Source organism: Paractinoplanes lichenicola (assembly GCF_016785085.1).
Lineage (GTDB): Bacteria > Actinomycetota > Actinomycetes > Mycobacteriales > Micromonosporaceae > Actinoplanes > Actinoplanes lichenicola.
In genome coordinates this window covers 216,849-238,050 of sequence record NZ_JAENHO010000004.1, presented here as the reverse complement: position 1 = coordinate 238,050, position 21,202 = coordinate 216,849, and the positions used below count along the sequence as shown (strand labels likewise).

Genomic DNA, 21,202 nt, shown 5'->3' with positions numbered 1-21,202 from the left:
TGCCGTGCTGATGGTCGAGCCCCTGCCCGGTAAGGGCGCCACCGCCGAACGCCTGTGGAAGCTGGCCGAGCTGGGCCGCGCGGACCCCGTGACCGCCCGGCTCGGTGAGGGGCACGCCGACGCGGCCGCGATCCGGGCCGAGCTCGGCGACGACGGCCCGCCCGCGGCCGGCGAGCGCTGGGGCGTGTGGGCCGCCGTCCCCAAGTCGGTCACGGCGACCAGGGCCGGTGACGGCTGGCGGCTCAGCGGCGAGCGGCCCTGGTGCTCCGGCGCCGCCTGGTGCACCCACGCGCTGGTCACGGCCGAGGCCGACGACGGCATCCGGCTGTTCGCGGTGACCAACGAGACCCCGTACGCGGTTCCGCTCGACGGCACCTGGCCGGCTGTGGGGATGGCGGCCAGTGACAGCCGCACGATCCGGTTCACCGACGCGCCCGCCCGTCCGGTCGGCGGCCCCGGCGACTACGTGAACCGGCCCGGCTTCTGGCACGGTGGCATCGGCGTCGCGGCCTGCTGGTACGGGGGCGCGCTGGGCATCGCCGGCCTGCTGCGCGAGCGGGCGGACGGGCCGCACGCGCTGGCCCACCTGGGCGCGGTCGACGTGGCCCTGGGCGCGGCCCGCGCGGTGCTGGCCGAGGCCGCCGCCGCGATCGATGCCGACCCGGCCGCCGTGCAGCATCGGCTGGCCCTGCGCGTACGGGCCACGGTCGAGGCCGCCGCCACCGAGGTGATCGACCGGGTGGGCCGCGCGCTCGGGGCCGGCCCGCTGAGCCGCGACGAGCGCCACGCCCGCCGGGTCGCCGATCTGACCGTCTATCTGCGCCAGAGCCACGCCGAGGCCGACCTCGAGCAGCTCGGCCGTCTCGTCCAGGAGGAGTCGCCGTGGTGAAGCCGATCGTTCAGGAGGAATCGCTGTGGTGAAGCCGATCGTCATCGAGGAGGGCACGCCGGAGGGGAGCTGGCTCGCCTGGCCCGCCATGGCCGAGTGGCCCGAGCTGCCCCTGGGCGAGGCGGGCACGCCGCTGATCGTCGCCCCGCACCCGGACGACGAGATCCTCGGCGTGGCCGGTTTGATGGCGACGCTGGGGCGGGCCGAGCTGGTGGCGGTGACCGACGGCGAGGCCTCGCACCCCGGCTCGACCGTGCACACGCAGGCCGAGCTGGCTCTGATCCGCCGGGCCGAGACCGACGAGGCCCTGCGCCGCCTCGGGTTGGCCGACGCGGTTGTGCACCGGCCGGGCCAGCCCGACGGCAAGATCGACGAGGAGGCGCTGACCGAGGTCCTGACCGGGCTGCTTTCCCCCGGCCGGTGGTGCCTGGCGACCTGGCGCGAGGACGGGCACCCCGATCACGAGGCGGTGGGCCGGGCCGCCGCCCGCGCGTGCGAGGCCACCGGGGCGGTGCTGCTGGAATACCCGATCTGGACGTGGCATTGGTCCGCACCGGAAGACCCCCGGGTGCCGTGGGATCGGGCTTTCAGGGTGCCACTTGCGCGAAATGTCCGAGATGCGAAACAGGCCGCTATCGAGGCTTTCCCCAGCCAGATCGCTCCCCTGGGCCCCGAGCCGGCCGACGCCGCGATCCTGCCCCCGCACGTGCTGGCCCGGTTCGCCCGCCCGTTCGAGGTGATCTTCCGGTGACCACGCCGACCAGCTACTTCGAGCACCTGTACGCCCGCAGCGACGACCCGTGGAGCTTCGCCACCCGCTGGTACGACGCCCGCAAGCACGCCCTCACCGTGGACTCGCTGCCGCGCCGCCACTACCGGTCGGGGTTCGAGCCCGGCTGCTCGACCGGCCGGCTCACCGCGCGGCTGGCCGGGCGCTGCGACCGGCTGCTGTCGGTCGACGCGATCCCGGCCGCGATCGCCACCGCCGCCGACCACCTGGCCGCGTTCCCGCACGTCACCGTGCGCACCGCGCGGATGCCGGCAGACTGGCCGGACGAGACGTTCGACCTGATCGTGCTGTCCGAGCTCGGCTACTACTTCGACGACCATGACCTGGCCACGCTGATCGAGCGGACGGTGGCCTCCCTCGAACCCGGCGGCGACCTGGTCGCCGTGCACTGGCGGCACCCGGTCGACGAGCACGCCCGCCCCGGCGACGAGGTGCACGAACTGCTCGGCGCCGTGCCCGCGCTGGCCCGTCAGGCCCGGCACGAGGAGGCCGACTTCCTCCTCGAGGTCTTCACCCGGACGCCTCCCGAGCCGAAGTCGGTGGCTCAGGCCGAGGGTCTGGCGTGACGAACGACGGGTCCCACGGCACCACGATCGTCTCGCGGCGCAGGATCCACCGGGCCAGCGTCTCGATCAGCCACGGCCCGCGCACCTGTTCGCGTTCGTAGCCGAGCAACCGCCCCCACGGGCCGCGCACCACGATCGCCTCGGTCAGCCGCTGGTTCTCGTCGAACGCGACGTCGACGATGCGGCCGCCGGCCACCCGCTTACCCAGAAAGTCGCTAGCTCTCGGCATTGTCGGCTCCCGGTATCCGTCCGATCAGGTGGTCGTCCAGCCACTTCTCCAGCGCGGGCGGGGCCAGCAGCTCCCGCTTGATCGCCAGGTGCACCGCCGAGTCGACCTTCGCCACCAGGTCGTACGGGATGCGTCTGGGCTCGGCCCCGCCGGCCGCCGCGGTGATCCAGCGGCCCAGCACGCCGCCGAACCGGCCGCCGAGCGCGCTCTGCCCGGTGAGCAGCGCGGTGAGCGTACGGGCGTCCTCGGACAGCTCGACGTCGTCGACCTTGCCCACCGGCACGCCGTCACGGTCGACGATCTGACGGTCGAGCAGGTCGAACCCGATGAGCAGGCGCATGTCAGCCTCCCATGCCGGTCAGGATCATGATGGGCACGGCCGCGACCGCCGCGGCCAGGATGACGAACAGATAGATCACGCCGAGCGTGTTGGCCAGCCGGCCGTTGACCTTGTCGCCGAGATAGCCGCGGTCGTTGGCGATCACCAGGATCGGCAGGTAGGTCAGCGGCAGCACGATCGCGCTGAAGATCAGCATGTACTCGGTGAGCTGCACCGGGTCGATCGTCGTGAGCAGCGCGGCCACGGCCAGCAGGATGCTCACCAGCACCACGGTGTGGAACCGGGCGGCCTGCCGGGGGCGCAGATACTTGCCCCACGACCAGCCGAAATACTGCGCCACGGTGTAACCCGCGGACAGGCTGGTCTCCATCGCCGCGCCGAAGGTGGCCGCGAACACGCCCAGGATCACCAGCCCCAGCCCGACTTGGCCGAACGCGAGCCCGGCGGGCAGCACCGCCTGCCCGAGCGTGTCGACCCGCATGCCGAGCGGCTCGTAGACGGCGGCCGACGTGGCCAGGAAGCCGAACGCGAGCAGCCCGCCGAGCGGGAAGCCGAGGAACACGTTGACCCGCGACAGCGTCAGGTCCCGGGGCGTCCACCGCTCCTCGACGCCGCCCGAGGTGAAGAAGAAGACCTCGTACGGGGTCATGGCCGACGCGAACAGGGCGATCGCCACGAAGAAGTAGGTCGGCCAGTTCTCGCCCGGCGGCGGCGCGATCTTGGTCATCTGCGTGAAGTCGGGTCCCAGCTTGAACGTCGCGATCAGCAGCACGACCAGCGACAACCCGGCCAGGCCGAAGATCCGTTCGAGGGTCGAGAACTTGACCCGCCACAGCGCCAGCCACAGCACGAGGGCCACGGCCGGCACCCAGAGCAGATAGGGGGCGCCGCTGAGCAGCTGCAACGCGAGCGCCACGCCCCCGATCTCGGCGGCCAGGGTCAACAGCGTGATCGCGTACGCCCCCAGCAGGTTGACCAGGGCGACGCGCGGGCCGAGGCGCTCGCGGATCAGGTCGTACACCGGGCGTTTGGACACCGCCGTCACGCGGCCCGCCATCTCGGCGTACACGCAGATGCCGACGATGCCCACGAGCAGCACCCACGTGTGGGACAGCCCGAACCGCGCGCCCGCCTCCGAGGTCGAGACGATGTCTCCGATGTCGACGAAGCCGCCGATCGCAGTGAGAATGCCCAGCGTGACGGCCAGGAGGCGCTTCACGTGTGCTGCTCCACGAAGCGTTCCAGCGCGTCGGAGAGCTGATCGGCCGCGTGCGGCTCGGTCTCGGTGCGGGTGAGCGCGGCGTCGGCCTGCTGCAGCAGGGGCGCCAGCTCGTCGTGCATGCGCTCGCAGCGCTCGTCCGGCGGTTCGATCGCGGTGAACTTCTTCGCCCCACCGGCCAGCGCCTTGCGGGCATCGTCAAAGGCACTTTTCCCGTACGGGGTCATGACCTGGCCTTTTTCGAGGGCCTCGGCGACCAGGGCCGTCGTGGTCAGCGCGTCGTGGGCGGTCTCGGCCGCGCTCACGGCGGCGACCCGATAGTCGTGGAAGTCGACCGGCTTGGTGATCAGATAGCCGGCCCCGCCCCAGGCGAGGGCGACCACGGACAACGCGGTCGCACCCCACCATTTCGCCCTCACGGGCGCCGCATACCCCTGTTAGGAGGCGCTCAATCACAGCCCGTGCACGGACAAGACGTCACTCAGCGCGTTCCTGGGCACGCCCCGGCCGTCCGGGCGCGGCCAGTGCACGCTGACCTCGTCGAAGCCCAGCGCGGCGAGCCGTCCCACGGTGTCGGCGTAGCGGTCGCGGCTCTCGAACGGCCAGTACGTCTCGAGGGCGACGTTGACGACGCGGCGGATCCGGCGGCCGTCGAGGGCCTGGTCGAGCTGGGCGGACTGCTTCTCGAGGGCGGCGAACCATTCGTCGGGAGCGACCGCCGGACCGTACGGGCCGTAGGTGACCCAGGCCTGGCCGTGCTTGGCCACCAGCGCGAGCGACCGCGGGCCGGTGCCGGCCACGGTGAACGGCACGCGCGGCGTCTGCACGCACCCGGGCAGCTGGTGCGCGTCGATCGCGCTGTACCGCTCGCCCCGCACGGTGACGACGGGCTCGGCGAGCAGCCGGTCGAGCAGCCCGATCCACTCGGCGAACCGGTCCATCCGCTCACGCGGCGTCAACGCGGGATCGCCCAGCACGAGCGCGTCCAGGCTCTCGGCGCCGGCGCCCAGGCCCACCTCGAGCCGGCCCCCGCTGAGCTGGTCGAGAGTCATCAGCTCCTTGGCGAACGGCACCGGGTGCCGGTAGTTCGGCGTCGCGACCTGAATACCGAGACGGACCCGCTCGGTGGCCCCGGCCGCGGCGGCGATCAGCGGGACACAGCCGTACCAGGGGCTGTCCTTGAGCAGCGGCCAGGTCAGGTGGTCGTACGTCCAGACCGTGCACACACCGGCCCGCTCGGCCTCCACCACGTCGGCGACCCAGTCGGCGACCGGATGCCGGTCCGGCAACACCAGCGCGGACAACTCGGTCATGACAACGACTCCACAACGGCGGCGGCGATCACAAGGTCCTCCCAGCCCATCCCCACGGTCTTGATCAGCCTGGGCCGGGCGGGGGCGACACCCCGGACCAGATCGGCCAACGTGGTCAGCTCGTCTGCCGTCGTTCCCGCCAGAATCAGGTCCCCGGCCTCACGCATGGCGACCGCGCGCGACTCCACGAGGGCACCACACCTGCGTACGGTCTCGGCGTCGACCTCGCGGGCCTCAGGCTCATGCGACCCAACCGCCACCACGACGGCATCGTCACGCAGCAACTTCCCGTCGAACAGCGGCTCGCGCGCGGTCGTGCAACAGGCCACGATGTCGGCGTCAGCCACCGCTTCCGGACCGGCCGCCTCGAGGCCCAGCTCGCGGGCGAATGCCGATACTCGGTCGCGGTCTCGACCGACCACCTGAACCGAATCGATGGGGCGCACCGCGCGGATCGCCTCGATGTGGCCCAACGCCTGCGGCCCCGTTCCGAAGACCACCAGTCGGCGGGCGTCGGCGGGCGCGACCAAGTCGACGCCCAGGGCCGACACTGCGGGGGTGCGCAGCGACGTAAGGGCGGCACCGTCCAGAATGGCTCGCGGCACCAGCGTGGGCGCGTCGAACAATACGTAGACGCCGTGGATGCGAGGCAGGTTGTGGGCGGGATTGCCGGGCGCGACGCCGACCAGCTTGATGCCCGCGAACCGGTCGTCGCCGGAGGGCATCATCAGGATCTCGCCACCGCCGAGTTCGACGCGGGAGCGGGCCGGCTCGGACTCGGGGTCGAGCCCCGCGGCCAGGGCTTCGCGCAGCGCGGCGATCGCGCCCGGGAAGCCCAGTGCGGCTACCTGGTCCGCCTCGATCATGCGCTGTACCATGTCACATACCACCGAGGGAGGCAACAGCCATGACGTCACCGCTCATCGGCCCGCTGCGCACCGCCGGCAGCTTCCGGCAGCACGTGGAGGACGCGGTGGCCGCCGCGATCGTCTCCGGCGAGTTCGCCCCGGGCACGATGCTGACCGCGCCGACCCTCGCGGCCCGGTTCGACGTCTCGGCCACGCCCGTACGGGAAGCGCTCTTGAATCTCGAGAAGCGTGGATTCGTGGAGATCGCGCGCAACAAGGGCTTCCGGGTCACCGAGGTCAGCCAGCAGGACCTGGCCGAGATCGTACAGATCCGGCAGTGGCTCGAGGCGCCGCCGATGCGCCTGCTCGCGGGCCGGCTCGACGCCGCGCGCCTGGGCCGGCTGCGGGCCGAGGCCGAGGCGATCGTGACCAGCGCCGACGCCTCCGACCTGCCGACCTATCTGGCCGCCGACACCACCTTCCACCTGCACCTGCTCAGTCTGACCGGCAACGACCGCCTGGTCACCCTGGTCGGCGATCTGCGCCAGCAGACCCGGCTGGTCGGCCTGGCCACGATGCTGGGCTCCCCCGAGCTGGCCGAGTCCTCGGTCGAACACCTGACGCTGCTCGACCTGCTGGAGTCGGGTGACGGCGCCGGGGCCGAGGAACTGATGCACCGCCACCTCGGCCACATCACCGGCTGGTGGAGCGGGCGAAGCGAATGAGGGTCGTCGTGGTGGGCGCGGGGATCGTCGGCGCGGCCGTGGCCCGGGAGCTCGCGCGGGCCGGCGTCGACGTCATCGTGCTCGACCGCTCGGCGTCGGCCGGTGGCACATCCGCGGCCGGCGAGGGCAACCTGCTGGTCTCCGACAAGGGCCCCGGCCCCGAGCTCGACCTGGCGCTGCGCTCGCTGACACTGTGGCGCGAGTTCCGGCCCGAAAGCCCACTGCCGATCGAGTACGAGGCCAAGGGCGGGCTGGTCGTGGCGACGACCGAAGCGGGCGCGACGGCACTGCGCGCGTTCGCGGCCACCCAGCGTACGGCGGGGGTCGAAGCGTCCGAAGTGAACGGCCTGGACCACGAGCCCGACCTCAACCCCGGCCACGCGGCGGCGATCCTCTATCCGCAGGACGCCCAGGTGCAGCCCGCGATCGCCACCGAGGCCCTGCTGGCCGACGCCCGCCGCCACGGCGCCCAGGTTCGCCAGGGCGTAGAGGTGCTGAGTTCGCTACGCGGCGGCGGCGTCGTCACCTCCGACGGCCCCCTCGCCGCCGATCACGTCGTGGTAGCGGCCGGGCCCTGGTCGGGTGAGGTGTCCGAACGGCTCGGAGTCACCCTTCCCGTACGCCCCCGGCGCGGCACGATCCTGGTCACCACCCGGATGCGCCAACGAATCCGGCACAAGGTCTACGACGCCGACTACGTGGGCGCGGTCGGCTCGAACGACGCCTCCCTGCAAACTTCCAGCGTCGTCGAGTCAACCGCGGCCGGCACCGTCCTGATCGGCTCGTCCCGGGAACGCCGCGGCTTCGACGAGACCATCGAGGCCCGGGTGCTGTCGGCAGTGGCGGCCAAGGCGCTGGTGCTGTTCCCCTTCCTGGAGGGGGTCGCGGTGATGCGCGCGTACGGGGGATTCCGCCCCTTCGTCCCCGACCACCTGCCGGTCATCGGCCCCGACCACCGCCTCCCCGGCCTGTGGCACGCCACCGGTCACGAGGGCGCCGGCATCGTCCTGTCCACGGCCACCGCCGAGCTGCTGGCCGACCTCATGCTGAACCGGCCGCCGCACCTGGACGCGGCCGCCTTCGCCGTCGACCGGCCCACACTGCTCCCCCACCTCGGGAACCCTTAGCTCGTCTTGGCCGGCTCACAGCCCGAACGTGACGCCGGTCAGTTCCTCGGACACGGCCCAGAGACGACGCGCGAGCTCCGGGTCCCTGGAGTGCTTCGACCGGCCGATCAGCTGGGCCCCGCCCCGCATGTGCATCGCGTGCTGGGGACCGGTGAACGCGCCCGGGGGCACGTCGGCGGTCGCGGCGAGCAGCACCGGCAGCGCGCCCTGCTCCGGACTCTGCGCCAGGTGGCGAACCATGAACTGGGTCATCGCGCCACCGCTGCCCTCGGTCATGGGGGTGGCGACCAGGCCCGGATGGGCGGCGGCGGCGAGGACCGGCGAGCCGGCCGCGGTCAGGCGGCGCTGCAGCTCGGTGATGAAGAGCAGGTTCGCCAGCTTCGACGCCGCGTAGACCCGGGATTCCCGGTACGGCGTGCGTTCGAGGCCCAGGTCGTCGAAGGCGATCCGCCCGGTCCGCTCGGCCTGGGAGGACAGCGAGACGACGCGTCCGGTGATGTGCGGCAGCAGCAGGTTCGTCAACGCGAACGGGCCGAGGTGGTTGGTGCCGAACTGCAGCTCGAAGCCGTCCCTGGTGCGCTGCAGGGTCGGGCTGGAGACGCCGGCGTTGTTGACGAGCACGTCGATCGGTCCCGCCCACTCGTCGGCGAAGCGGCGCACGGAGCTCAGGTCGGCCAGGTCGAGGGGCCGTACGACCGTCTCGCCGGCGATCGAGGCGGCCGCGGCGGCGCCTTTCGCCGTGTTCCGGACAGCGAGGACGACGCGGGCGTGCGCGGCGCCCAGGGCCTGCGCGGTGGCCAGCCCGATGCCGCTGCCGGCGCCGGTGACGATCACGGTGCGTCCGGTCAGGTCGGGCAGGCCGGAGGCCGAGGTCAAGGTCAAGGTCGAGGTCATGACACCCAAACTAGGCAGCGTCTATTAAATAGTCAACGCCTACATTCTAGGCAGTGCCTAGGATCACGGTACGCTGGTGGCATGAGGCGGCCTTTCCATCACGGCAATCTGCGGGAGGTCCTGCTCGAGCAGGCCGAAGTGATGCTTCGCGCCGAAGGGGTCGACGGCTTGTCGTTGCGCGAGCTGGCCCGGCAGGCGGGCGTGAGTCACGGCGCCCCGCGCAGTCACTTCATCGACCGGCAAGCGTTGCTTGATGCGCTCGCCGAGCGGGGTTTCGACCGCCTCACCGAGAGGGTCGTCGCCGCGCTGCGGGACCCGGGCCTCGACCGGGAGCGACTGCGGCTCGTGGGGCGCGCATACGTGGCCTTCGCCGTCGAGAACGCGGCACTGATGGAGCTGATGTTCGCGTCGAAGTCGAACGGTCCGGCCGGGCCGGTCCAGGAGGCCGCGGGCCGGCTGTTCACGGTCCTGGACGGGGGCCTGGCCGACTCCGCCGGCGATGACACCCGGGAGCGGTTCAAGCTGCTCTTCGCCGCCACCGTGCAGGGCACGGCCACCCTCATCGCGGCACAACGCGTCACGCCGGAACAGGGCGAAACCTTGATCGACGACGCGATGGAGGCCCTGCTCACCTCCGCACTCGGCTCGCAGGTCCTGCCTGGTCACTGACCAGGCACGGTGGGCGCCCGTTATCGAGTCTCAGCCGTTGAGTGCGCCCCAGTTCGGGGATTCGCCGGCGGGCGAGCGGTGCTGCGGCACGTTCCACGGGTTGTCGTCGCGCAGCGGCTCGGGCAGCAGGGCGGCCGGCGCGTCCTGATAGACCACCGGTCGCAGGAACCGCTCGATCGACGCCGTACCCACCGAGGTGGTCGTCGGGTTGGTCGTCGCCGGGAACGGGCCGCCGTGTTGCATTGCCGGGGTCACCGCAACACCCGTCGGCCAGCCGTTGAACAGCACTCGCCCGGCCAGAGCCTGCAACGAGGTCACCAACTCGTGCAGCCACGGCGAGTCCTCGTCCGAGCCGACGTGGACGCCGGCCGTCAGCGAGCCCTCGACCAGCTCGGTGAGCACTGAGCCCAGCGGCTCGCCCGGCGTGTAGCGGACGACGATCGACAGCGGCCCGAAAGCCTCCTGCAGCAGCGTGTCGCGGTGTTTGACCAGCGTGGCCAGGTCGGTCTCGACCAGGGTCGGCGTCGCCCCGTCGGAAGTCACCGAGCCCTCGACCACCACCGTGACGCCGGGCGTCTCCAGCACCTCGGCACGGCGCCGGGTGTAGCCGTCGACGATTCCCGCGTGCAGCAAGCGATGCGGAGCCACGCCCTCGAAGGAGTCGGCATCGAAAGAGCCGGGGACGAACAGCAGGCCGGGCTTGGTGCACAGCTGGCCGGCCGAGCCCGAGACGCTGGCCGCGAAGCCGGAGGCGATCGACGAGGCCCGCTCGGCGAGAGCGGATGGGGTGACCACCACCGGGTTGAGGCTGCCAAGCTCGCCGTAGAACGGGATCGGCCGGGGGCGGGCGGCGGCGATCGCGGCCAGCGCCTGTCCGCCGGCGAGCGAACCCGTGAAGGCGGCGGCGGTGATCCGCTCGTCCTTGAGCGCGGCCACACCCTCCTCCTGCCCGTGGATGACGCCGAGCGCGCCTGCGGGCAACACCGAGTTCAAGACCTCCGCCGTACGGTCGGAGAGGCGGGGATGCCCGGGGTGCGCCTTGACGACGACGGGGCAACCGGCGGCCAGGGCCGAGGCCGTGTCGCCGCCGGCCACCGAGAACGCGAACGGGAAGTTGCTGGCCGCGAAGTTGAGCACGGGGCCCAGCGGCACGAGGTAGCGACGCAGGTCGGGCCGGGGGCCGAGGACGAAGTCCGGATCGGCGGCGTCGAGGCGTACGGCCAAATAAGCGCCGGCCGCCGCGACCTCGGCGAAAAGCTTGAGCTGCACCGCCGTCCGCTTGATCTCGCCGCGCAGGCGGGGCTCGGTCAGCCCGGTCTCCTCGATGGCCAGCGGCACGAGTTCGTCCGCGGCCTCAGTCAAAGCCTCCGCCGCGGCCACCAACAAGGAAGCCCGATCGCGGGGAGATAGAAGAGCCAAAACCGGGGCGGCCGCGGCCGCGGCATCAAGAACACTCATGAAGACATTCCTCAGAACGCGAAGCCGGTCGGATACGGGTCGGACGGATCGAGCAAGTATTGACCGATGCCGGTCACCCAGGCCCGCCCGGTGATGGTGGGGATGACCGCGGGCCGCCCGGCCACTGTGGTCTCCCCGATGAGGCGCCCGGTGAAACGGCTGCCGATGAACGACTCGTTGACGAAGTCCTCGCCGAGCTTCAGCTCGCCGCGCGCCCACAGCTCGGCCATCCGGGCCGACGTGCCGGTGCCGCACGGCGAGCGGTCGAACCAGCCCGGGTAGATCGCCATCGCGTGCCGCGACAACGACGCGTCCGAGCCCGGCGCGATGAACTCGACGTGGTGGCAGTGGTCCACGCCGTCGATCGTCGGATGCCTGGGCGGGTCCTGCTCGTTGATGGCGGCCATGATGGCCAGCCCGGCGTCGGCGATGTCGCGCTGCCGGGCCCGGTCGAACGGCAGGCCGACCGCGTCGAGGTCGACCATGGCGTAGAAGTTGCCGCCGAACGCGAGGCTGTACGGCACCGAACCGAGGCCGGGCACGTCGATCGTCGCGTCGAGGCGCTCGCAGTACGACGGCACGTTCTCCAGCGTGACCGACTCGGCGTGGCCTTGCTCCACCCGTACGGCGGCAATGACCAGGCCGGCCGGGGTGTCCAACCGGATCGTGGTGACCGGCTCGGTGACGGCCACCATGCCCGTCTCGACCAGCACCGTGGCCACCCCGATCGTGCCGTGCCCGCACATCGGCAGGCAGCCCGACACCTCGATGTAGACGACCCCGAAATCCGCGTCGGGCCTGGTCGGGGGCTGCAGGATGGCGCCGCTCATGGCCGCGTGCCCCCGCGGTTCGTTCATCAGGAGCTCCCGTACGCCGTCCAGGTGCTCGATGAAGTGCAGGCGCCGCTCGTTCATGGTCGCCCCGGGGATCGTCCCCAACCCCGACGTGACGACCCGGGTCGGCATCCCCTCGGTGTGCGAGTCGACGGCCGAGAACATCCGCGAGGCGCGCACGTCAGGCCTGGTTTTTCGCTGCTTCGAGAGCCGACACGGCCCGCTTCGTCTCCGCCTCGACCTGCGCCCGGTGCTCGGGGGTGAGCGGGCCCCGCGGCGGGCGGCACGGGCCCCCGTACCGGCCGATCAAGTCCATGCTGAGCTTGATGGCCTGCACGAACTCCGTACGGGAATCCCAGCGGAACACGGCCACCAGGTGCTGATAGAGCGCGCGGGCCTCGGCCACCTGCCCGTCCAGCATGAGGTCGTAGAGCCGCCGGGACTCGGCCGGAAAGACGTTGGGGAAGCCCGCGAACCAGCCCACGGCGCCGTCGACCATCAGCTCGAACAGCACGTCGTCGGCGCCCGCGATCACGTCGATGTCGCACTTCTCGCGGATCTCGAACAGCCGCCGCACGTCCCCGGTGAACTCCTTGACCGCCACGACCTGCGGGATCTGCGCGATCTCGGCGATCAGGTCGGGCACCAGGTCGACCTTGGTGTCGAACGGGTTGTTGTAGATCATCATCGGCAGCCCGGCGTCGGCGATCCTCGTGTAGTGCTCGACCACCTGCGTGTGGCTGGCCCGATACATGGTCGGCGGGAGCGCGAGCACGCCGTCGGCGCCGTCCTCCCCGGCCAGCTCCGCCCACTTCTTCGCTTGGTGCCACCCCGGGCCGTGTACGCCGGCGATGACCTTGCCACGCCCGGCGACCGCCTCCACCGCCACCTGCACGACGCGGCGGCGCTCCTCATCGGTCAGCGACGAGTATTCGCCGAGCGAGCCGTTCGGACCGACCCCGTGACAGCCGTTGCTGATCAACCAGTCGCAGTGCTCGGCGTACTTGTCGAAGTCGACGGCGAGCCCGGCCGGCGCGGACGGGTCCTCCTTGTAGGGCAGCGCGGTGGCGACGACAACGCCGCGAAGGTCGGTGGTCATGGGGTGTCCTCCTGAGTGAGGCCGGCCAGTTCGCCCATCCGGACGAACGCGGCGAGGGGTCGGTTCTCGGTGCGGCCCGGGTCGAGCAGGCCGCCGGTGTGCCGGTGCAGCAGTTCCTCGACGGTGCGCCCGCAGACCCGGCCCTGACAGACGCCCAGGCCGGCGCGGGTGCTGAGCTTGAGCGAGCGCAGGCCGCGCGATCCGGTGTCGTGGGCACCTCGTCGGAGGTCGCCCGCCGTCACCTCCTCGCAGCGGCAGACGATCGTGGTGTCGTCGAGCCAGCCGGTCCAGCCTTGTCGAATGCCGTGAGCCTCTTCCAGCCGTACGGCGAAACGCCTCTGTTCCTTTTTTGTCCGCATTTGCGCCCGCGTGGGAGTGCCGCCCGCCGCGGCCAGCCCGGCTGTCGCACCCTCGGCCAGGGCCAGATCCGCGCCGCCGATGCCGGTGATCTCCCCGGCCGCGTAGACGCCGGGCACGCTGGTCAGCCCGTTCTCGTCGGTGAGCACGCGACCGTTCGCCATGGCGCAGCCGGCCGCGAGCTCGCTGCGCGGCACAAACCCGTGGCTCACGCAGACGGCATCCACGTCGATGTCACGCTCGGTGCCCGGAATCGGCGCCCACAACGGATTGAGCCGCGCCACCGTCACCTTCCGTACGCGATCGGTGCCGTGCGCGGCGATCACAGCCAGGCCGGCGCGATAGGGCACGCGATGACGAGCCAGATCCCGTACGTATCCCGCCAGCTCGCCCGCCTTGTGCCGCGTCGACAACAGCTCGGCCGGGCGCGCGGTCCACGCCTTCCGCAGCCGCCCCCAGCCGTTCACCTCGAGTACCCCCACCACCCTCGACCCCGTACGGAGGAGGGTCGAAGCAACCGGAAGCAGGAACGGCCCGGCCCCCGCGACGAGCACGCGCCGCCCGACGGCGATCCGCTCGGACTTGGCCAAGGCCTGCGCCGCCCCCGCCGTGAACACGCCGGGCAGCTCCCAGCCGGGAAAGGGCAAAGTGCGCTCGTACGCCCCGGTCGCGAGCACGAGAGCCCTGGGCGCGAACGTCCGCGGGACCCGGTGATTGCCGTCCGCCGGCCCGACCAGCACGTGCAGGGTGGGCGGCCGGTCGTCATGCCGCTCGGCCAGCCAGACCTGCGCGTTAGTAAGTACTTCGTTACTTCCGCGCAGCGCGGCGAACCGTTCCCAGCCGTGGTGCAGGACCCGCTCGTTGGCCGCGGGCCGCTCCTTGGGCAGGTGCCGCCAGTATTGCCCCCCGGCATCGGCAGCCGCATCGAGCAGAACGACCTGCGCCCCGGCCCGGCGGGCAGCATCGGCCGCGGCCAGCCCGGCGGGCCCGGCCCCCACAACAAGCACGTCGGGAGTCTCGACCGTCATGCCGGGTCCTTCGTGGAGATCACGTCACCGTCGGCGGCCTGGCGTTGACAGGCCCGCACGTCGGCGAGGCCGTTCACGGTCAGCAGGCAGTCATGACAGACCCCGATGCCACAGAACACGCCCCGCGGCCGCCCGTTGGGTGTCGTACGCCAGGCGAGCCGCCCCGCCCCCATGAGCACCCCGGCGACCGTCTGCCCTCGCAGCCCACTCATCGGAGCACCGTCGACAGTGATCGTGATCGGAGACGTAGGCCCAGGTCGCACTGGGTCATGGTGCGGTTCCATCCGAGCCGGCCCGGTCGTCGTCACGTCAGTAGTATGTCACACATTACTAGCGCCTGGCGAGATCCCTAACTGCATGCACCGAAGAGCAAGTGGTGCGGCGACCGCGCGCGGCAGTTCATCGAGCGGGTTCGCCGGTCGGTCAATCAGGTATTCGACAGATCATCGCCACTCCGCGCTCAGGCCGGCATGAGCAGGCAGCGCTCCATCGCTGACGGCGGAATGCCGGATGCGACCCGAGATGGCCAATGTTCGAAACCTCCCCGTAGACATCGAGGCTCACCTATCGTACTTACTCAGTTACTCTCGGCAATGTCTTGGGAAGCGGTGGTTGCCGTATGGCTGGGAAAACACACAGGGCCAACTGCGCCAACGCCCAAAATCCTGGTTGCGTATGTTCGGGCTGCGGCGGCTCTCTCCACGGCTGGCAGGGCTGGACCGGGTTCGCCATTGATTCGCAGCAAAAGCGCGACGAGAAGCGGCGAGAACTGGACCGCAAAATTGAGCGCACCCGACTGGGGGCGCTCAACTTCAATGCACGTAACCGTCAGGCGTACATCGACCTTGCGCGTCTCGACATCGCCGACTTCATGTCCGGTTCGGGCTTACGGAGGGAATCCCCCGGAGCGCCCCTGCCGAAGATTGACATTGCCGATGCCGGCACCATTACATTCGATGCCGAGCGGGTGACTCTCCTCGGCCAAGAGTTGATGGACCAGACCTGGGACGAAATCTCAGATGAGATCGATGGCATTGCCCAGACCGAGCGCAGCCCGCAAGACATCAAGAAGCAGTTGGCCGATCACGTGTGGTGCGGCCTTCTAGTGGCGCTGATCCGCTGGATCGAGACGATCGACCTTGCTACCCAAATTCTTTCCGACCGAGCTAAAGCGTTCGTCAAAGATATTCTTACGAAACAGTTGCCAGATTATTCAAAGATGCTGGCGGACGCCGTTATCGCTATTGTTGTAGACAAAGTTTGGACAGCATTGTCCCGGCTCGCTCAGGCGCATTTTCCCTTGCTTGGTGAGGACACCTTACGAGTCCTTCGAATACTGACCCTCTTTGTTTGCCCGTCCATCGAACAGCATCCAGACGTCTACAAGCATGCCGCACGGCCCCTCATGGGGGACGCTCGAAATATCATCACCGATGAAGTGAAAGAGCAGGTCATCACGCTTTTCACGTCATGGTGGAAGCGGCGTGCGCCGGAAGTAGCGTGATATGGAGCAAGATGGGCTCCGGGAAACTCCGGTGCGCTGCTCGATCACTGTCACTAGAGTCGCGCCATGCGGATCCGGGGTGTGATGCCGGCCGAAGAGTTGGCTGTCGAGGCGGTTGTCGCGGCGGCATTCGGGGAGCCGGTGGACGGGCGCGTTGTGCGGATGATGCGCGCTCTGCACGCGGGTGGAGCGGCGCGGGTGAGCCTGGTCGCCGTTGATGATGACGAACCGGTCGGGCACGTCGGGTTGTCGCGCGGCTGGGTGGACGCTCGACGCGAGCTGGTCGAGGTGCTGGTGCTTTCGCCGCTCGCGGTCCGTCCCGACCGTCAGGGGCAGGGCGTCGGCACCGCGCTGGTCGAGGCGGCCCTGGCGACCGCCGACGATCGCGGCACACCGGCCGTCTTTCTCGAGGGCAGTCCGCAGTATTACGGGCGGCGCGGGTTCGGCTCCGCCGCCGCGCTGGGGTTCGATCGGCCCTCGACGCGGATCCCGGAGCCGGGGTTCCAGGTGGCGCTTCGGCCGGCGTACGAGCCTTGGATGGCTGGCCGGTTGGTCTATCCCGAGGCGTTCTGGACCACCGGGACGGTCGGTCTGCGTGACCCCGAGCTGGAGCAGGTGGAAGCCCTGATCGCGTCGGGAGGCTGATGCGGCCGGCCGACCTTTGACGACGATCGGCCGGCCCAACGCTCAGAAGCCGGGGAACGCCGCCCGCAGCTGGTCGAGCGTCACGTTGCCCGACACGGTGACGGCGGGCGGGGTGTAGCGCTCGCCGAGCCGTCCGCTCAGCAGCCGCAGCGCCGCCTCGAGCGGGCCGTTGAAGCCCGCCGTGACCTCGAGCGTGCCGGTGGTGAGGCGCGTGTCGTCGCCCACGATGACGGCGTACGGGGTGCCGACGATCCCCACCACGATCGGTCCGCTGAACACCTCCGGCTTGGCGATCCAGCCCAGCAGGAAGCCCAGTCCCCCGCCGAGGTGCTCGGCCAGCAACTCGTCGGAGCCGGCCAGCAGCCCGGCCGCCGGGTCGACGCCGACGCGGATGTCCCACGTGTGGTTGGCGACCTCGTTGAGCCGCATGCCGACGAACGACGCCACGGGGATGGCCTCGGGCAGGAAGCCCGGGTTGAGCGTGGCGGTCTCGTGCTGCTCGGGGGTCAGCGCCTCGAAGGCGGCCACGAGCTTCTCGTCCGACTCGCGCCAGTTCGCCACCTGATCCTCGGGGCTCAGCGCGTTCCACCGGTCCCACACGCCCTGGTTGAAATCGGGGCCGGGCTTCTCGGCCTCGCCGAGCTCGGCCCGGAAGTTCGCCAGCCCGATCTCGGCGCCGCTGCCCAGGTGCGAATAGACGTCCGCGACGGTCCATTCGGAGGCGCCGGACGGGGCCTTGAGCTGCTCGGGGGTGAGGGTGTCGGCCAGCGACGCGAGGGCGTCGTGCTCGGCGCGCAGGGCCGCGATCGTACGGGCCGCAAGGGTTGTCATGACCGAAGCCTATGTCGCCCGCGACCCGTACCAGCGCGTCAGGCGATGCCGTAGCGGTTGCGGGCGGCGTCGGCGGTGATGTTGTGGTCGAGGACGTCGGCGCGGACGTCGTCGGCTGAGCGTTCGGTGGGGTCGCCGTAGCCGCCTCCGCCGCCGGTGGCGCAGCGGACCACGTCGCCCTTCTTCAGGGGCATGCCGTTGATTTTGAGGATGCGGCGTTCGTCGGCGCGGCCCGGGTTGATGACGACTTCGGGGCCGACCGCGTCCTCGCCGCCGAACAAGCCCCAGGCCGGCTGGCGGGAGCGTTCGAACCACAGCGACACCGTCAGGTCTGTCTGCGCCTCGTATTCGCGGATCACGCCGTTGCCGCCGCGCCATTTGCCGGAGCCGCCGGAGTCGGGGCGGATGCGGTATTCGTTGATCCGCCACGGGTAGCGGGTCTCGTAGACTTCGACCGGGATGTCCTTGAGCGAGCCGTTCACGTTGTTGATCAGGGCGCTTTCGCCGTCGGAGCCGTTCCAGCCGCCCCAGCCGCCGACGGTGGCCTCGAGGCTGACGAACTCGCGCTTGACCCGCGGGTCCGTGCCGGCCGACAGGATGATCATCGAGTCGCCGTGGCTGGCCCCGGCCACCTGGTCGGGCAGGGCCGGGGCGAGGGCCCGGGCCACCATGTCGATCAGCAGGCCGAGGTGCGAGAAGTACCACTGGCAGGCGGCCGGGGATTTGGCGCCGAGCACCGAGCCCTCGCGCACCTGGGTGGTCATCGAGCGGAACGAGCCGCCGTTGCCGGGCAGGTCGGGGCTGACCAGCAGCTTGTAGCCGACCCGGAGCGCGGAGACGGCCTGCGAGACGCCGCAGTTGACCGGGCCCACCGTCTGGTCGGCCGACTCGGTCACGTCGAAGTCGATGTCCTCGCCGGAGACGGCGATCTTCAACCGGATCGGTACGGGGGTGTCGAGGTCGACGCCGTCGTTGTCGAGCACGCCCTCGGCGCTGTAGACGCCGTCCGGGATCTTCGCGATCACCGCCCGTTCGAGCAGCTCGGTCTGGTGGAAGATCTCGTCGCGCGCCTCCTCCAGGACCGACAGGCCAAACCTCCGTACGATCTCCTGCAGCCGCCGGTCGCCCATCTGGATGCAGGCCATCATCGCGTGCATGTCGCCGGTCGTCGGGTAGGGGAACCGTACGTTGGTGGCGATCGTGTCGGTGACCGAGCGCTCCTCGACGCCGCCCGACACCAGCTTCTGCGGGCCCAGGCGCAGGCCCTCCTGGAAGATGTTGACGGAGTCCATCGAGCCGCCGGGGTCCTTGGAGCCGACGTCGATCCAGTGGGCCCGCGAGGCCGTGAAGCCGACCAGCGTCTCGTCGACGAAGACCGGGCCGAAGATGGTGACGTCGTTGAGGTGCGTGCCGCCGAGGTAGCTGTCGTTGAGGATCCAGACGTCGCCCGGCTGCCACACCTCGCGGCCGAAGCGCTCCTCGGTGGCCAGGGTGCACGTCTCCAGGTTGCCCAGGAAGATCGGCAGGCCGGCCGACTGGCCCAGCACCTGGTGGTTCGCGTCGAGCAGGGCGACCACACAGTCGCCGCACTCATAGATGATCGGGGTGTAGGCCGAGCGGATCAGGGTGGCGTTCATGTCGTCCGCGGCGGCGTTGAGCGCGTTGCGGATGATCTCGACGGTTACCGGGTCGATGGTCACTGGCCGTCCTTCCGAGAGATGATCAGCGAGCCGATGTCGTCGACGCTCACCGCGTAGCCGGGCGGCACCACCGTGGTCGCCGTGTCCTCGATGACGACCGCCGGGCCGTCGAAGGTGTGCCCCACATAGAGATCGTCTCGGCGGACGATAAGCGTGTTTTGTCCGACGCCATCGAAGACCACCGTTCGGACAGCATGATCAAAGTCCGATTTGTCCGCAGCGGGCCACTTCTGCGGATCGGGCCGTCCCAGATCACCGAAAGCAGCCGTACGCAGCGCGACGAACTCGATAGGAGCACCCAGATTGGCGTGCCCGTACCGCGACTTGTGCAGGTCGGCGAACCGCTGCGCGACATCGGCGAGGAAAGTCGGCGAGGCAGGCTCATCCGCACCGGTCAGCGGCACGGTCAGCGTGTACTCCTGAGCCGCGTACCGGATATCCACCGCGTGCGAAGCGTGCCGCGCGTCCCCCGCCACCCCTTCGTGATCGAGCCCGTCCAGCCCGTCCTTCTCGAGCCGGGCCAGTGCCGCCGCCATGTCAGCGGTGTCGAGATCCTGGTCGAGGAAGAAGTACGGCTCGGTGTAGTCCTGCCGGATCTGTGTCTGCAGCATCCCCCAGGCCGAGAACGCCCCCGGGAACCGCGGCACCACGATCTCGGCGATGCCCAGCTCCCGGGCCAGGAACACGGCGTGCATCGGCCCCGCCCCGCCAAACGCGACCAGCGCCGAGTCCCGCGGCTCGATCCCGCGCGACACCGTGATCGTCCGGATCGCCTGCGCCATCTTGGAGTTGGCCACGTCGCAGATGCCCTCGGCCATCGCCGTCGTGGTCATGCCGAACACCTCGGCCAGCCCGTCGACGGCCTCCTCCGCCGCGGAAAGGGAGAGCGTCATCTGCCCGCCCGCGAAGCCGTCCGGGTCGATCCGCCCGAGCACCAGGTTGGCGTCGGTCACCGTCGGTTCGGTGCCGCCCCGGCCGTAGCAGGCCGGTCCCGGGCGAGCGCCGGCCGATCGCGGCCCGACGCGCAGCCCGCCGGCCTCGGCCCAGGCCACCGAGCCGCCCCCGGCGCCGACGGTGTGGATGTTGACGACGCTCATCAGCATCGGCAGGCCTTCCAGGAACGCCTCGGCCGACACGTCGGGCTCGCCGTCGACGATCAGCGAGACGTCGAACGAGGTGCCGCCCATGTCGATGCCGATCAGGTGCGGCCGGCCGGTCTGGCGGGACAGCTCGGCGCAGGCGATCGCGCCGCCGACCGGGCCCGACAGCAGCGTCTGCAGCGGGCGGCGGCGGGCCGACTCGGCGGTCAGGATGCCGCCCGACGACTGCATGACATGCAACGGCACGTGCAGCCCCCGATCGGAGAGCCGGCCCTCGAGGTCGACCAGGTAGCGCCGGACGATCGGTCCCGTGTACGCCTCGACGACCGCCGACGAGGTGCGCTCGTACTCGCGCCATTCCTTGGCCGCCTCGTGCGAGACCGACACCGTGACGTCGTCGCCCAACTCCTCCTGCAGGATCTCGCGGGCCCGCAGCTCGTGGGCCGGGTTCTTGTAGCTGAACAGGAACGCCACCGCGATGGCGCCGTGCCCGCTCGCCCGCGCCTGGGCCGCCGCAGCCCGTACGGCGTCCTCGTCGAGCGGCGTCAACTCGGAGCCGTCGGCCGCGATCCGTCCGCCGATGCCCACCACGTCCCGGCGCGGCACGAGCGGGGCCGGCTTGCGGTAGTGCAGGTCGTACAGGCGGGCCCGGGGGCCGCGGGCGATGTGGTAGGTGTCCTCCAGCCCGCCCGTGCCGAGCAGCAGCACCGGCACGCCGCGGCGCTCGAGGAAGGCGTTGAGACCCTGGGTCGTGCCGTGCACCAGGAAGTCGATGCCGGCCGGGTCGTCGACGACCGCGTCCAGGCCGGCCAGCACGCCCTCGCTGAGGTTGCCGGGCGTGGTCGAGGCCTTGGTCGCCGCGAACGCCCCGCTCCGCTGGTCGTACGTCACGACATCGGTGAACGTGCCCCCGATGTCCATCGCGACTCGATACCGCCCCATGTGATCTCCCTCGCGCCGAGGCCGTTCCGGTAAGCGCAAGTTAGAGAGCGGGTGTACGGATGGAGTGTGCGCCCTGCATAGCGGTGTGGCGACGGC

The 21,202-nt window shown here is 70.7% G+C and carries 23 protein-coding genes; 8 read left to right on the top strand and 15 right to left on the bottom strand.

What is annotated here, in order from left to right:
- Positions 1–10 precede the first annotated feature (10 nt).
- From JKJ07_RS14550 to JKJ07_RS14540, 3 genes are read left to right on the top strand one after another with little or no spacing between them, the layout of a single operon-like run.
- Entirely contained in the window at positions 11–889 is an 879-nt protein-coding gene (locus JKJ07_RS14550; RefSeq protein WP_202992597.1) for an acyl-CoA dehydrogenase family protein, read from the top strand.
- Between the two features lie 25 nt (positions 890–914).
- Positions 915–1,640, top strand: a complete 726-nt coding sequence (locus JKJ07_RS14545) for a PIG-L deacetylase family protein (RefSeq protein WP_307834263.1) — start codon at positions 915–917, stop codon at positions 1,638–1,640.
- Positions 1,637–2,245, top strand: a complete 609-nt coding sequence (locus JKJ07_RS14540) for a class I SAM-dependent methyltransferase (RefSeq protein WP_202992030.1) — start codon at positions 1,637–1,639, stop codon at positions 2,243–2,245. Before JKJ07_RS14545 ends, JKJ07_RS14540 begins: the two co-directional genes overlap by 4 nt.
- Here JKJ07_RS14540 and JKJ07_RS14535 read toward each other — a convergent pair.
- From JKJ07_RS14535 to JKJ07_RS14510, 6 genes are read right to left on the bottom strand one after another with little or no spacing between them, the layout of a single operon-like run.
- On the bottom strand, positions 2,190–2,474 hold the full coding sequence (locus JKJ07_RS14535; protein ID WP_202992029.1) for a hypothetical protein: 285 nt from the start codon (positions 2,472–2,474) through the stop codon (positions 2,190–2,192). The genes JKJ07_RS14540 and JKJ07_RS14535 overlap by 56 nt on opposite strands.
- Positions 2,461–2,814, bottom strand: a complete 354-nt coding sequence (locus JKJ07_RS14530; protein ID WP_202992028.1) for a PRC-barrel domain-containing protein — start codon at positions 2,812–2,814, stop codon at positions 2,461–2,463. Before JKJ07_RS14530 ends, JKJ07_RS14535 begins: the two co-directional genes overlap by 14 nt.
- 1 nt (position 2,815) lies before the next feature.
- Positions 2,816–4,033: an NRAMP family divalent metal transporter gene (locus JKJ07_RS14525; protein WP_202992027.1), complete on the bottom strand. Its 1,218-nt coding sequence runs from the start codon at positions 4,031–4,033 to the stop codon at positions 2,816–2,818.
- On the bottom strand, positions 4,030–4,452 hold the full coding sequence (locus tag JKJ07_RS14520) for a hypothetical protein (RefSeq protein ID WP_202992026.1): 423 nt from the start codon (positions 4,450–4,452) through the stop codon (positions 4,030–4,032). Before JKJ07_RS14520 ends, JKJ07_RS14525 begins: the two co-directional genes overlap by 4 nt.
- A 33-nt stretch (positions 4,453–4,485) precedes the next feature.
- Positions 4,486–5,346: an LLM class flavin-dependent oxidoreductase gene (locus tag JKJ07_RS14515; RefSeq protein WP_202992025.1), complete on the bottom strand. Its 861-nt coding sequence runs from the start codon at positions 5,344–5,346 to the stop codon at positions 4,486–4,488.
- On the bottom strand, positions 5,343–6,212 hold the full coding sequence (locus JKJ07_RS14510) for an ornithine cyclodeaminase family protein (protein ID WP_202992024.1): 870 nt from the start codon (positions 6,210–6,212) through the stop codon (positions 5,343–5,345). Before JKJ07_RS14510 ends, JKJ07_RS14515 begins: the two co-directional genes overlap by 4 nt.
- A gap of 41 nt (positions 6,213–6,253) precedes the next feature.
- Between JKJ07_RS14510 and JKJ07_RS14505 the strand changes: the two genes are divergently transcribed.
- Complete coding sequence (locus JKJ07_RS14505) at positions 6,254–6,919, top strand: GntR family transcriptional regulator (RefSeq protein ID WP_202992023.1); 666 nt, start codon at positions 6,254–6,256, stop codon at positions 6,917–6,919.
- A complete protein-coding gene (locus JKJ07_RS14500) occupies positions 6,916–8,046 on the top strand; it encodes an NAD(P)/FAD-dependent oxidoreductase (RefSeq protein WP_236028976.1) in 1,131 nt (376 codons plus the stop codon). The genes JKJ07_RS14505 and JKJ07_RS14500 overlap by 4 nt, the downstream gene beginning before the upstream one ends.
- Before the next feature lie 15 nt (positions 8,047–8,061).
- Here JKJ07_RS14500 and JKJ07_RS14495 read toward each other — a convergent pair whose 3' ends face one another.
- Positions 8,062–8,940, bottom strand: a complete 879-nt coding sequence (locus tag JKJ07_RS14495; RefSeq protein WP_202992021.1) for an oxidoreductase — start codon at positions 8,938–8,940, stop codon at positions 8,062–8,064.
- Between the two features lie 81 nt (positions 8,941–9,021).
- On the opposite strand from JKJ07_RS14495, the gene JKJ07_RS14490 reads away from it, so the two are divergent.
- On the top strand, positions 9,022–9,609 hold the full coding sequence (locus tag JKJ07_RS14490; protein ID WP_202992020.1) for a TetR/AcrR family transcriptional regulator: 588 nt from the start codon (positions 9,022–9,024) through the stop codon (positions 9,607–9,609).
- 30 nt (positions 9,610–9,639) lie between these two features.
- On the opposite strand, the gene JKJ07_RS14485 is transcribed toward JKJ07_RS14490, so the two are convergent.
- The 5 genes from JKJ07_RS14485 to JKJ07_RS14465 are packed head-to-tail and all read right to left on the bottom strand — an operon-like array spanning position 9,640 to position 14,668.
- Entirely contained in the window at positions 9,640–11,067 is a 1,428-nt protein-coding gene (locus JKJ07_RS14485; protein ID WP_202992019.1) for an aldehyde dehydrogenase family protein, read from the bottom strand.
- A gap of 11 nt (positions 11,068–11,078) precedes the next feature.
- On the bottom strand, positions 11,079–12,080 hold the full coding sequence (locus tag JKJ07_RS14480) for a proline racemase family protein (RefSeq protein ID WP_202992018.1): 1,002 nt from the start codon (positions 12,078–12,080) through the stop codon (positions 11,079–11,081).
- 1 nt (position 12,081) lies between these two features.
- Positions 12,082–12,999, bottom strand: a complete 918-nt coding sequence (locus JKJ07_RS14475; RefSeq protein WP_202992017.1) for a dihydrodipicolinate synthase family protein — start codon at positions 12,997–12,999, stop codon at positions 12,082–12,084.
- On the bottom strand, positions 12,996–14,384 hold the full coding sequence (locus JKJ07_RS14470) for an FAD/NAD(P)-dependent oxidoreductase (protein WP_202992016.1): 1,389 nt from the start codon (positions 14,382–14,384) through the stop codon (positions 12,996–12,998). The genes JKJ07_RS14475 and JKJ07_RS14470 overlap by 4 nt, the downstream gene beginning before the upstream one ends.
- Positions 14,381–14,668 carry a (2Fe-2S)-binding protein gene (locus tag JKJ07_RS14465; protein ID WP_202992595.1) on the bottom strand — a complete coding sequence of 96 codons (288 nt, stop codon included), beginning with the start codon at positions 14,666–14,668 and terminating at the stop codon, positions 14,381–14,383. The genes JKJ07_RS14470 and JKJ07_RS14465 overlap by 4 nt, the downstream gene beginning before the upstream one ends.
- Positions 14,669–15,003: 335 nt before the next feature.
- Here JKJ07_RS14465 and JKJ07_RS14460 point away from each other — a divergent pair, with 335 nt between their 5' ends.
- Positions 15,004–15,888, top strand: a complete 885-nt coding sequence (locus JKJ07_RS14460) for a hypothetical protein (RefSeq protein WP_202992015.1) — start codon at positions 15,004–15,006, stop codon at positions 15,886–15,888.
- A 66-nt stretch (positions 15,889–15,954) separates the two neighbouring features.
- Positions 15,955–16,533 carry a GNAT family N-acetyltransferase gene (locus tag JKJ07_RS14455; protein WP_202992014.1) on the top strand — a complete coding sequence of 193 codons (579 nt, stop codon included), beginning with the start codon at positions 15,955–15,957 and terminating at the stop codon, positions 16,531–16,533.
- Positions 16,534–16,575: 42 nt separating this feature from the next.
- On the opposite strand, the gene JKJ07_RS14450 is transcribed toward JKJ07_RS14455, so the two are convergent.
- Genes JKJ07_RS14450 through JKJ07_RS14440 form a run of 3 tightly spaced genes read right to left on the bottom strand, consistent with a single transcriptional unit; the run spans position 16,576 to position 21,106 of the window.
- Entirely contained in the window at positions 16,576–17,364 is a 789-nt protein-coding gene (locus JKJ07_RS14450) for a maleylpyruvate isomerase family mycothiol-dependent enzyme (RefSeq protein ID WP_202992013.1), read from the bottom strand.
- A 38-nt stretch (positions 17,365–17,402) separates the two neighbouring features.
- The gene (locus tag JKJ07_RS14445) at positions 17,403–19,064 is read right to left on the bottom strand and encodes a hydantoinase B/oxoprolinase family protein (protein ID WP_202992012.1); all 1,662 of its coding nucleotides are present in this window, start codon (positions 19,062–19,064) and stop codon (positions 17,403–17,405) included.
- A complete protein-coding gene (locus JKJ07_RS14440) occupies positions 19,061–21,106 on the bottom strand; it encodes a hydantoinase/oxoprolinase family protein (protein ID WP_236028974.1) in 2,046 nt (681 codons plus the stop codon). Before JKJ07_RS14440 ends, JKJ07_RS14445 begins: the two co-directional genes overlap by 4 nt.
- Positions 21,107–21,202 lie beyond the last annotated feature (96 nt).